This window comes from Pseudopedobacter sp., from assembly GCF_040392825.1.
Taxonomy (GTDB): Bacteria; Bacteroidota; Bacteroidia; order Sphingobacteriales; family Sphingobacteriaceae; genus Pseudopedobacter.
This window is the reverse complement of the sequence record NZ_JBEBVH010000014.1, coordinates 17,684-29,114: the sequence shown is the minus strand read 5'-3', so window position 1 is coordinate 29,114 and position 11,431 is coordinate 17,684. Positions and strand designations below refer to the sequence as shown.

The 11,431-nt window shown below is 33.8% G+C and carries 8 protein-coding genes and 1 pseudogene; all 9 read right to left on the bottom strand.

The features are described 5' to 3' along the window. A pseudogene (locus ABWO41_RS02070) lies at positions 1-475 on the bottom strand (GNAT family N-acetyltransferase); the annotation flags it as partial. A 56-nt stretch (positions 476-531) separates the two neighbouring features. Continuing rightward, a complete protein-coding gene (locus ABWO41_RS02065) occupies positions 532-1,065 on the bottom strand; it encodes a GNAT family N-acetyltransferase (RefSeq protein ID WP_353132664.1) in 534 nt (177 codons plus the stop codon). Then, on the bottom strand, positions 1,062-2,030 hold the full coding sequence (locus ABWO41_RS02060) for a hypothetical protein (protein WP_353132661.1): 969 nt from the start codon (positions 2,028-2,030) through the stop codon (positions 1,062-1,064). The genes ABWO41_RS02065 and ABWO41_RS02060 overlap by 4 nt, the downstream gene beginning before the upstream one ends. A 72-nt stretch (positions 2,031-2,102) precedes the next feature. After that, positions 2,103-3,287 carry a glycosyltransferase family 4 protein gene (locus ABWO41_RS02055; protein WP_353132658.1) on the bottom strand — a complete coding sequence of 395 codons (1,185 nt, stop codon included), beginning with the start codon at positions 3,285-3,287 and terminating at the stop codon, positions 2,103-2,105. A gap of 390 nt (positions 3,288-3,677) precedes the next feature. Then, a complete protein-coding gene (locus tag ABWO41_RS02050) occupies positions 3,678-5,009 on the bottom strand; it encodes a pectate lyase family protein (RefSeq protein WP_353132655.1) in 1,332 nt (443 codons plus the stop codon). Positions 5,010-5,431: 422 nt separating this feature from the next. Beyond that, complete coding sequence (locus ABWO41_RS02045; protein WP_353132652.1) at positions 5,432-6,511, bottom strand: NAD-dependent epimerase; 1,080 nt, start codon at positions 6,509-6,511, stop codon at positions 5,432-5,434. Positions 6,512-6,562: 51 nt separating this feature from the next. Beyond that, positions 6,563-8,458, bottom strand: coding sequence for an asparagine synthase (glutamine-hydrolyzing) (gene asnB / locus ABWO41_RS02040; protein ID WP_353132649.1), 1,896 nt, complete (start codon positions 8,456-8,458; stop codon positions 6,563-6,565). 78 nt (positions 8,459-8,536) lie between these two features. Then, positions 8,537-9,604: a glycosyltransferase gene (locus ABWO41_RS02035; protein WP_353132646.1), complete on the bottom strand. Its 1,068-nt coding sequence runs from the start codon at positions 9,602-9,604 to the stop codon at positions 8,537-8,539. Positions 9,605-9,608: 4 nt separating this feature from the next. After that, positions 9,609-11,429 carry an asparagine synthase (glutamine-hydrolyzing) gene (asnB, locus tag ABWO41_RS02030; protein WP_353132643.1) on the bottom strand — a complete coding sequence of 607 codons (1,821 nt, stop codon included), beginning with the start codon at positions 11,427-11,429 and terminating at the stop codon, positions 9,609-9,611. Positions 11,430-11,431: the final 2 nt, after the last annotated feature.

The following is an 11,431-nucleotide window of genomic DNA, read 5'->3' as shown; positions in this document are numbered from 1 at the left end:
CTTTCACATTTTCTCGATATTTGCGCCTTCTATCCTGAGCACTTAAAGTCAAATCAATAGCAACTGTTCGTCCATTGGGAAACAGACCTCCTAACCCTTTAAAAAGATTATTTTGTTCTGAAAACGGGTTTAATCTCAGAAAAACTGAAACAATATTATTTTCTGTTAAAAACGACAGAAAGCTTCTTTCGAAAGATTCAATAATGTCTCTACCTAAATCACTAATCCTCAGATTAGAAATCGGGCCTCCATAACCATATGCAGATGTTAGATCATAATAAACCGTATTTGGAATAAGGCGCTTAAGAAAGGGAATAGCTATAAAACCCCAATCTTCTTCGTAAACAAACAAAAAAGCTTCTTTATCTTTTTCTAAAAGATGATAATCATGAGTTTGACAAAAAGCTGTATCTAAAGCACTATCTAAATATTTACTCCATTGTCTTTTCTCACTGATTGCAATTAGATGTATCATATTTATGGTATTTGTAAAACTTTAAGGGGAATTAAGTATATAATTAAAAAAACAAATCACACATAGCAAGCAACTACAACTGGATTTCTTTCTCTAATTCTTTGATAGGTTCTCGCATTAAGATTCATCCAGAAAAAAGGACTCTGATCTTTCTTTCCGTCTTGTTTAAACCCTAATGAATGATATATTTTTTTTGCATTTGTATTTTCTTTATGCACCTCCAGTTTAACCATATTTAAATGGAGCTCGTCGAAAGCAAAATCCAATGCTTTAATTACCGCCGATTTACCTATACCTTTACCCCATAACGTGGTTTCGCCAATAAAGAGATGCAATTCCGCATCTTCATCACTGAGGTTTATAAGCTGAATATTACCTATATATCTCTCATTTTCTCTGAGGCAAATTGCAAACCTATACTCGTTTTTATTACTAAGTACCTTCTTAAGCCATTTAGTCTCAGTTTCCAGGGTAATTTCTGTCAACGGACGAAACTTGGTAAACTTCCATATTTTTGGATCGTTTCTCCACTTGTACAACGTTTGAGCATCTTCCAAATTAAGCTCTCTTAAATAAACAGAATTATTCATATTATTTGCTTCACTATATTTACGATTCGATTCATATCTTCTCCATCATACCTATGATCTATAGGAATAGCAACGAGATGTTCGGTTAGGTAATTTTCAAACATTTTCTCGCTTGTCCACTTCAATACATTTGGCCAATATGTAGCAACGTATATTCTTTTATCTATCAGTTTTTTCTTAATTCGCTTATCTATCAAAAAGGGGTACACCATTGGTCCATCAATATTTTCCATATTAATGAACAGCGTATTATACCGTCCTAAGCCATCATGAATAATTTTAAAGTTTTGGGTTCTTATATACCTGCATTTCTCATAGTCTATTCCGGAAAGTATTCTCTGTGTTAACTTAGACATGAGTTTAATAGGACCATTGCAAAGCAAGTTGTTATTATCCAGATAATCCTGATAGCCGTCCTCTATGCCTAAGTCTATACTTTTTATTAAATGGGACATTCTTAATACAGAAATGTCTCTATCTAATTTGGTAGACATTAGATTATTGCTTTGCAGATAGGCTCCGTCAGAAACTCCAAAAAACTTTCTACAGGAGTAAAACGTATCAATTCCTTTTAGGGGCTTCGAAAAGAATGCCTGAGAATTATCTATAACCAGATTCTTTACAGACCTGCTTAATCTATTTACTGTTGTCTCTTTAATTCCAAAATAATTAGTATAAAGTAAACATTCTGTAGGCAGCATTCTGAAATCTATTATAGGATCCAGATTTTTATCAATTGTGTAGAAATGGAATGGAACTCCTAATTTCTTTAAAGGTTCTAAAAGTACTTCGCAAGTATAATAGGGTAAGTAAACCAAAGAGAATTGATTTGCTCGCAGAATATATTCAAAGGCATTTCTAGCTGTATTTAACTTGATTAAATCAGGATAATACTCTTCTACTGATGGCAACTGCAATTCTATATAGCCGCCAATTGCCTTTACTCGTCTGGCGTAGTGTCGCATGAGTGATTACAATTTTTTGGAAAGTTTATATTGATTAAAGTCAATCTACGTTAAGACTGATTGATGCCTGTTTTAATTTAACAACACAGGTGTGAATGGGTATTCTCTTGAGTTGCCATTGTTTTCTATAATAGAAACCATATGTTTATTGACTTTGTAGACATCAAACTTATCTGCGACATATTTATATCCATTTTGTCCAAAAGAAATGATATCGCCAGGCGTCGACAAGAAGTGTAACATCTTATCGGCCAGTTCAAAAGCATTTTTCACAGGGATTAAAAAGCCTGTCTGTTGCTCTTTTTCTAAATTCACAGTTTCTCTGCATCCTACAGAATCAGTCGTTATAACTGCTCTTCCCATAGCCATTGCTTCCAATAAACACCTGGGAACTCCCTCTCCATAATAAGAAGGTAAAACAACTACAGCAGAGGCCCTTATGTATGGTCTAACATCGTCAACTTCGCCTAAATATTGTATTACATTGCCTGCTTTTATTTCATTGAAGAGCATTTTATCTATTGCATCTATATTATTGTCATAAGCTCCTATTAGGGTGAAAGATACATTATCATATTTTTCTTTAACAATTTTTGCCGCCTCATAAAACTCCCTGACTCCTTTCGCATTGATTAACCTGGAAATCATTAGAAAGTTACAAGTCTTTAATGTTGGTTTTGAGAAATTATAATGACTTAAATCTACACCTGAACCATTTACTACAAAGACTTTTTGTCTATTAGATATAATATTCTCATTAACTAAAGTCTTATAGTCATCTTTGTTTTGCAACACTATTTTAGTGTTTTTTGAGCTTAAGCTTAATTTTAAAAGATATTTTGTAATAATGGAAACAAGTCTTTTTTTTGAATTATTCTGCGAAAAATTGTAGCCCAATCCCGTTAGCATAGGTACTATGTTAGAAACATTACAAAACGTAGCAACTAAACTACTATATATCACGGGCTTAAAAGCATAAGAAAAACAAACAGTCGGTCTTAATTTTATTATCAGTTTATACAACTGAATAATATAACGTATATCGGAAAATACGGATACATTACTAGATTCAAGAGTATTCTCTTGAATATGAACTCCAAGAGCATTTAACATATAACGTACATTATGCTGTTTTATCTCGGGAGTGAATACCCAAACTTCGTTATTAATCGTCAGCGCTTCTATAAGCTTACCTCTAAAGTCTAATAGAGATTTAGAAGAATCGCATACAATTAGTATCCTTTCTATATTTTTCATAGGTTTTTAATTGGTTAAGAGGTGTATAGATATATAGTTGGGTAGCTTACATAGAAGATAAATCAGATCGTAAAATCAGGCATTTAATACATGACATTTTAAAATATAAGTATCAAATAGGCTATAAAATACCTTGGAACGGTTCAATGGTCTTTTCTGAACTGCAATCTATAAAGCTGCAGTAGAAGGTCTTAAGAATAAAAAGTAGCATAACTACTGTACTGTTTAACTCAACCGGTCAAAATAGTTGAAATTAGTAGTTTTTTAATCAAATAATACACTTTATAATGGTTAAAAGAGGATTGTCTAAAAAGTAGAGCCAATAAGTTTGGTATTGAACGACTCTTTTTACTTTTTAGACATCTCTTTCTTTTTGTTTATTATGAAAAACTATCTTGGTCCTGCTCCATTTTTCACTACACTTGGAACATCTTGTGCAGCAATTAACGCAGATTTATATTCATAATCTGGCAACCAGGTAGAGGCTGCTGTGGTTATTTTATTTGCTCCGGAATTTTTATAAATATTTGTATTTGCACCACTAACTACACCTGGCTTCGCATTGTAATCGGTCTTAATCGGAGTATTCTGATTTTCGAAATAGTTATTATCTGTTCTAACTGTAGCATTCATTGTAACACCTATTCCATAACCGCTTCCATTAGAAATGTAATTATTAAAACAATGAATATAGCCGAATCTTGTAGAAGGTTGTCTTTCTGAATTATTGTAAAAATAATTATTATGAAGTGTAACTCTGAGATGACCTATATCAGTAGTCTGATTATCTCCGCTACCAATTAATAATGCTATATGGCTATCATGAAATTTATTCCATGATATAGTAACATAATCCGATCTGTCTGTGACTTCTAATAATTCATCGTAATAATCCCAACCGTGATTTCTGTCATGCCAAAACTCACAATGATCAATCCATATATGATGTGAGGCAAATTTTATTGTAACGCAATCTGCCCCAACAACATTGCTGATTTTCATATTTCTTACAATCACATTATTCACCTCAAACAATGCTAAACCTACACCTTCTAAGGAGGCTCCATTTATTCCTAAAATGGTCTTGTTAGAGTTTACCTTAATCATTCCGGTACCTTTAAAGTTACCCGAAACCTGAACTATTAATGGCTCTGAAGAAGCGACTGCATTAGTAAAATCTTTTAAAGTAGTCACAGTCACAGTCCTGCCCCCCTGACCTCCGGTTGTTTTTCCATTTACAGAAGCGAAACCAATAGGATATTCACCATTTACCGGAATACTAGCAGACGGGGACTGGTCCGTCTTATTATCGCCTGAGCCATAAGTATAGGAATATACTCTTCCATTAGTTAGCGGATTTGTATTATCCGAAGCAGAAAAGTACAAACTTGTGCCCCAATGGCTAAACCTACCACCTCCAATATTTCTTATATCTCTGTGTAAAGCATGTGCCGGGCCAATTTCTTTTCCGTTTTCAAATAATTTTAAAGTTGATGCAGTAGGTTGTGATTCAGAATCTCCAACTTCTGGAATGTCTACATAATAAGCGTAACTGGATTCTTTATAGCCCTTAGTTAAATCTAATTTAGTTTGTCCGCTAACTGAAGAGGCTACTGTTGTTTCTGTTTTTCTCCTGGCACTTTCTTCATCGAGATTTGTAATTTCATTTGCCTCTTTTTGACATTGAGAAAAAAGAAGTAATGCTAATAAAAACGACGACATAAGTGTTCGGTTTTTAAAATTGTTTCTGGTCATTTTTTAATTCTTTTTTGATACTTCCTTTAAACGGCTTCTAAAGCCATAGGATACACCTCAAAGAATTAGGAAAACAATTTTTTATTTATATGACATTCGGTGTTGTAAATGAAAATTTGATTTAAATAAATAGAAAATTTAATCAGAAAAACAACTAAACTATATTAATTCTACATAAGAGAAAATTTGAATAAAAATGTTATTTTTAAAATCTAAAATTCAAACAAAATACCAACAATATCTTGCTCAAAAAAAATAATTGTTTTTGTTTTAATGTATCAAATTTGTTACTTTATTATAAGAAATAACAATTTAAAATTCCCTGATATTGGTCATATCGCGTCATTCAAATATCATTTAAAAGTCATTTAAAAGTAATATTTACATGTTTAAACAGCGATATGATGTTCGTGTTGATTTAAGTAGTAAGTTTTATACCAATCTGTAAACTTTTTCACACCTTCTTTTACAGATACTTTTGGTTCATAATCAAATTCTCTTTTTAGGTTTTTGACATCAGACCAGGTGCATTCCACATCTCCATCTTGTAGCGGCAAATAAGTCTTAATTGCAGTTGTTCCTAAATTGTTTTCAATTTCGGTTATAAAGCTCATTAAGTCGATAGAATTGCCCCTCCCGATATTAAACACACGATATGGCGCTTTAGAACGGGAAGGATCTGGTACTAAACCACTCCATGTGTCGGTTCCTTTATAATTAGGATTATCTATTACTGTGATAACGCCTTCTATAATATCATCAATATAAGTGAAGTCACGCTTCATATTTCCGTTATTGAACACCTGGATAGGTTTTCCTTCAGAAATTGCCTTCGCAAATAAAAATCCTGCCATGTCTGGCCTACCCCACGGTCCATAAACAGTAAAAAATCTTAAACCGGTAGTAGCAATATTAAACAAATGACTATAGGCATGAGCCATTAACTCGTTACTCTTCTTAGACGCAGCATAAAGGGAAACCGGATGATCTACATTATCTTTTACATCAAAAGGCATTTTTTTATTTAATCCATACACACTGGACGAGCTTGCATAGACTAAATTCTTTACGTTAAAATGCCGGCAGCATTCCAATATATTTAGGAAGCCTTTAATATTTGTTTCTATATAGGTTCCGGGGTTAACTAAACTGTATCTTACTCCAGCCTGGGCTGCCAGATTGCAGACCGCATCAAATTTGTGTTTTTCAAATAAGACGTTTAAACCTTCGCTATCAGTAATATCAAGCTTTGCAAAGGTGTAGTTTTTTGAAAGCGAACTTTGAATTTCTTTTCTATATGTTATTGTTTCCTGGTAAATACCTACCTGCGCTAATCTGGCATACTTTAAATTGACGTCATAGTAATCGTTTAGATTATCTACTCCTATAACTTCGTCTCCCCTTTGCAATAAACTGTTTACCAAATGGAAACCAATGAAGCCTGCGCTTCCAGTCACTAAAATTTTCATGATAGAATTATTAAAGGTTAATAGAATATGTTTTGTTGATATGGAACTCTACTAAGAAAGCTGGAGTTCTTCTAAACGATAAGGAGCCCCGCTAAGAGGAATCATGTTAGATTTTAAATTTTTATGCCATACTTCCAGAGCGAAAATATTGTATAAGATTTTAGCGCGCCGCTCATCTGATATTTTCACTTTTTTTGAAAGTAAGTTTTCTACAAACTTCTTCTCAATCAACTGCGGATAGATCGCACTTCCAGATAGCAAATAGTCATTAACGATTTCCTTAAGTTCGGTTTCCATCCATTTTTTCAAAGGAACTTCGAAACCTCTTTTCGGCTGATTGATTAAGTTTTCAGGAAGATATTTTCTTGCCAGATTTCTTAAGATATATTTGGTCTGCAGGTTATTGATTTTAAAATTGTCTTTCAAACCCGGAGCAAACTCTAGTATTTCTTTAGATAGAAACGGACTTCTTCCTTCTAAAGAATTAGACATTGTCGCGATATCCATTTTCGGAAGCATATCGCTAAATAAAATGGCCTCAAAATCAATAAGAAGTATCTTACTTAATGCAGATAATTTATAGCTTTTATACCTCAATAAATCATCTTCAATCTCTTTCAAATCCGGTTGTTTTATAAAATGTTTTTCAAATCCCACCAAAAGATCATAAGAGGCTGATGTATATAATTCAATATCCTTTTTGTAGCTGCCAAATTTTAGCATACGATAGAAGTAATTATACCTGCTTTTTTTTTCGTTTGCTATAGGAAGCAAATTTAAGAGTGATTTAAAAGCAGTTTTTGAAAAGGTAGAAGTATTGAAAAAATCAAAGTATCTAAACGGCACATATCTTCTGTATCCTCCAAAGAGCTCATCGGCACCATCTCCATTTAATACTACAGTTATATATTGTTTGGCTGCTTTAGAAACGTAATAGCTTGGTATTGCAGAGCTGTCACAGAATGGTTCACCGTAACTGATCAGAATTTTTTCAATATCATTTCTTAGATTTGAAAACGATATGTCCACTACTTTATGATCGGTTCCATATTGCAGGGCAACCTCTTGCGCCAGCATAGATTCGTCATATGCACCATCTAATTTTACGGTAAACGTTTTTAGAGACTTTTTATAATTTGCGGCAATAGCTGTTACCAGACCACTATCTATTCCTCCACTAAGAAAACAGCCCACATCTAAATCAGAACTCTCTATTCTTCTTTTTACAGCCAATCTTAATCTGGAATCCAATTCTCGTATTGCATCTGCATATTCTATCTGGCTTTGTTTAAAATAAAATTTACTGATATCAAACCACTTTTTAATTTCGTAATTTCCTGTAACTGTATCTATTTGTAAATAAGTTCCCGCCTGTAAATCGGAAATCTCTTTGTAAGGAGTATCTTTTTTATAATGATAGCCTATATATAGGTAGGATGATAAAGATCCGTAATTAATTGCAGGTCGGGTTATTTTATACAAAGCGTTCAGCTCGGAAGAGAATGCAAATGCTTCTCCCTTCTGATATATATATAAAGGCCGTTTTCCAGCTCGGTCGCGAGCTAGGTACAGTTGTTTTTCTGCTTCATCATAGAGTGCGAATGCAAACATGCCATCAAATTCATCCAACATACTAATGCCCAACTTTCTATAGAGCATAAGGATTGTTTGGGTATCAGAAGTCGAGGGTGAATAAAGTCCATATTTCTTTCTCAATTCCAAATGATTATAAATTTCCCCGTTAAAAACTATGCTTAAGCCTTCTTTACACATAGGCTGCTTTCCCATCTCGCTTAAATCTTGAATGGCCAACCTGGTATGATAAAGCTCAATATTATCTTTCTGGTAAAATCCCCTGTCATCAGGACCTCTATGAAATAGGCTACAAAAAACCTCAGACGCTCTGTTTGAAACGCTTAAATTAATGGTTCCGAAAATTCCACACATAATATTATGTTAATCAATAAGAATTGGAACGGACAATCCTTATCCGTTCCAGGTTTATAATGGTTTTGATTATGATGATTATGCTATTGACCGAACAGTAGAAAGCCAATGCTGCATAACAGCATCTTCTGAAAAGTTTTCTGCTATATAAGTTTTTCCTTTTTCTCCCATAGCAGATCGCTGTCTGGCACTTAACGCCATCAGTGCTTTCATTTTATTTGCCAGATCTGTTGGATTTTCTCTTTCAGACAAAAATCCACATTCTGCAGATTCTAATATCAATCGGTTACATTCTATATCCGTCACTACAACTGGCTTTTCGTTTGCCATAGCCTCTAACAGTGCATTAGGCATACCTTCTGAAAAAGACGACAAAACGAATGCGTCGGATTGCTGTAAATAGGTCTGTGCATCCGACTTAAATCCCAGTATTCTTACATGGCTTTCAATTTCTAAATCTTTAATCATTAACTCAGCCCAGGACAAATATTTTTCGTTCAATCCGCCTATTATATCTACCCGAAAATTTAGTTCTTTAAGCTTAGCTATTGCCCGAAACAAAGTTTCATAGTCCTTATTCCACCTAAAATGCGCTACACATATCCAAACAAAATCAATAGATTTAACATTTAAAATATCTTCTTTTTTGGGAATCGAAATGCTATTGTGTATCACCTTTCCCTTAATATTCACCAGCCTTTTCTTCTCAAAATCTGTTTTAGAAGCTACCGAATTATAAACTATTTCGTCATCCAATCCATTTGTGATCTTAAAAGGGATATACCATTTTCTGGGAAGTGCTGCTATGCGAATGCTCGAGATGAGTTTGAATTTAAAAAGGATCTTTAGTAAACGGGCAAAAATAATGGCAATAAACATAAAGGCGATAACCACATCCGGTTTGTAGTTTTTGGTGATAACGTAAAGGGTTCTTAAATTAAAATAAAAGTTACCTTGCCAGCTTTTCAGAAATATTACCGGAATACCTTCTTTTTCGTAATCTATTTCAAACTCATTGATTGGGGTAAGAGATATAATCTTAATCCTATATTGCATACTTTTTAGGAAAAGAGCGACTTTTATCAATTGGGTTTCGGCTCCGCCTCTGTTCATGCCTGACGTAACAAAAAGTATCTTATTTTCCATAATTTTACCGGCTATGTATCTTCAACCATTGAGAAAGTACTAATAACTTCCAAATTTGCGGGTACCTATTCCACTTACCATCCATATGTTCTTTAATTATCTCCTGCGTCCTTTTCACATTTATCCCTGGTATATTCTCAAGTTCTGTTTTCGAAAGATTATCCATAACATAAGCCTTTAACTCATTTCTAAACCAATCTTTAAAGGGCATGGTAAAACCAGATTTCGGTCTTTCAAATAACTTCTTAGGTAAATAATCATAAAGAATATCTTTGAGAATAGCCTTTTGATTTCCACTAGAATATTTAAAACTTAATGGCAGACTTCTGCTAAATTCTATGACTCTATAATCCATTAATGGTGCTCGTGACTCTAACGAAAATGCCATAGAGGCTCTATCTACTTTAGTATTTATATCACCATTTAAATATGTTTTTATATCGAAATCTGATACTTTTTCCAGAAAGTTTTTACTTGGAATATCCGAGAAAATATGTAAAAACTGTGTATCCATTCCCCGTTCCGGTTCAGCAATCCAAGAATTTTCTAAACCTCCAAACATTTTAATATAAAGACTTTCAATATCTTTAACTCCAATTCCCATTCCCACCAATTTATGTTTGTAATTTGGTGACATACAAATTAACTTACCTATTGATTTACGAAGAGGTAACGGAACTCTAAATACACTGTTATTTACCAAGTTAATCCACTTATATCTCGAATAGCCCGAAAAGGCTTCGTCTCCTCCGTCGCCACTGAGAGCTACGGTTACCTTCTTTCTGGTATGCTTACTTAGTAACATAGTTGGAATAGCACTTGAATCTGCAAATGGCTCATCATAATATGATGAGAAATTATTAATCAAATCTATCCCCTCGTCATAATTGCACAATATGGTATGGTGCTCTGTCCTCAGATTCTCTGCAACCTGAATCGCATATTGACTTTCGTCAAATCCCCTTTCCGCAAATTTGATCGAAAATGTTTTTACTTTATTTGCTTTACTGGCGGCTATAGCTGCTATTAAAGACGAATCTATTCCACCTGATAGAAATACCCCAAGCGGTACATCTGCATGCATCCTCAATGAAACAGCATCGGATAAGAGATCCTTTAATACAGATCTTGCTTCGTGATAATCTCCTTTGAACTGATTTATTCGCTCAAAATCAATATCCCAATATTTTTCTATTTCTAAATTCCCATTTTCTAAATCGTACCAGAACAAGCTTCCTGCAGGCAGCTGCTTTATTTCTTGCCAAATTGATTTCGGTTCTGGTATGTATCCCCAAATCAGGTAGTCATTTATAGACTGATAATCCAAAGAGAGATTTCTATTTATTTTTATTTGAGAAGACTGGCTTCCAAATTCAAAGACCTTTCCCTGATGACTATAATATAAAGGTTTTTTGCCTAACCTATCGCGAGCGCCAAACAGTTGCTGCTTTTTTTCGTCGTAAATTACAAAAGCAAACATTCCATTAAACAGGTTCACACATTCCTTTCCATAAGCTAAATATGCGGCACATATAACTTCAGTATCAGAAGTTGTTGAGAATGAATAACCTTTCTTAGCTAAATCTGCTTTTATCTCGTTATAATTATAAACCTCACCGTTGAATACGATCTTTAAATGAAGATAAGTAAATGGCTGATTAGAACGCTTATCTAAGTCCAGAATCGCTAGCCTATTGTGTCCTAATATTATCTTATCTGTTTCCATTATTCCGCAGTAATCCGGACCACGAAAATTAATAATTCCTAATTTAGTAAGTATAACATCGTCGTTGTACTTAACGGTAGATCCATAAATTCCACACATAT

Excerpts from the sequence above, each read along its gene's own strand:
- ABWO41_RS02065 (WP_353132664.1), bottom strand. The coding sequence starts at position 1,065 with ATGAATAATTCTGTTTATTTAAGAGAGCTTAATTTGGAAGATGCTCAA.
- ABWO41_RS02060 (WP_353132661.1), bottom strand. The coding sequence starts at position 2,030 with ATGCGACACTACGCCAGACGAGTAAAGGCAATTGGCGGCTATATAGAA.
- ABWO41_RS02055 (WP_353132658.1), bottom strand. The coding sequence starts at position 3,287 with ATGAAAAATATAGAAAGGATACTAATTGTATGCGATTCTTCTAAATCT.
- ABWO41_RS02050 (WP_353132655.1), bottom strand. The coding sequence starts at position 5,009 with ATGTCGTCGTTTTTATTAGCATTACTTCTTTTTTCTCAATGTCAAAAA.
- ABWO41_RS02045 (WP_353132652.1), bottom strand. The coding sequence starts at position 6,511 with ATGAAAATTTTAGTGACTGGAAGCGCAGGCTTCATTGGTTTCCATTTG.
- asnB (WP_353132649.1), bottom strand. The coding sequence starts at position 8,458 with ATGTGTGGAATTTTCGGAACCATTAATTTAAGCGTTTCAAACAGAGCG.
- ABWO41_RS02035 (WP_353132646.1), bottom strand. The coding sequence starts at position 9,604 with ATGGAAAATAAGATACTTTTTGTTACGTCAGGCATGAACAGAGGCGGA.
- asnB (WP_353132643.1), bottom strand. The coding sequence starts at position 11,429 with ATGTGTGGAATTTATGGATCTACCGTTAAGTACAACGACGATGTTATA.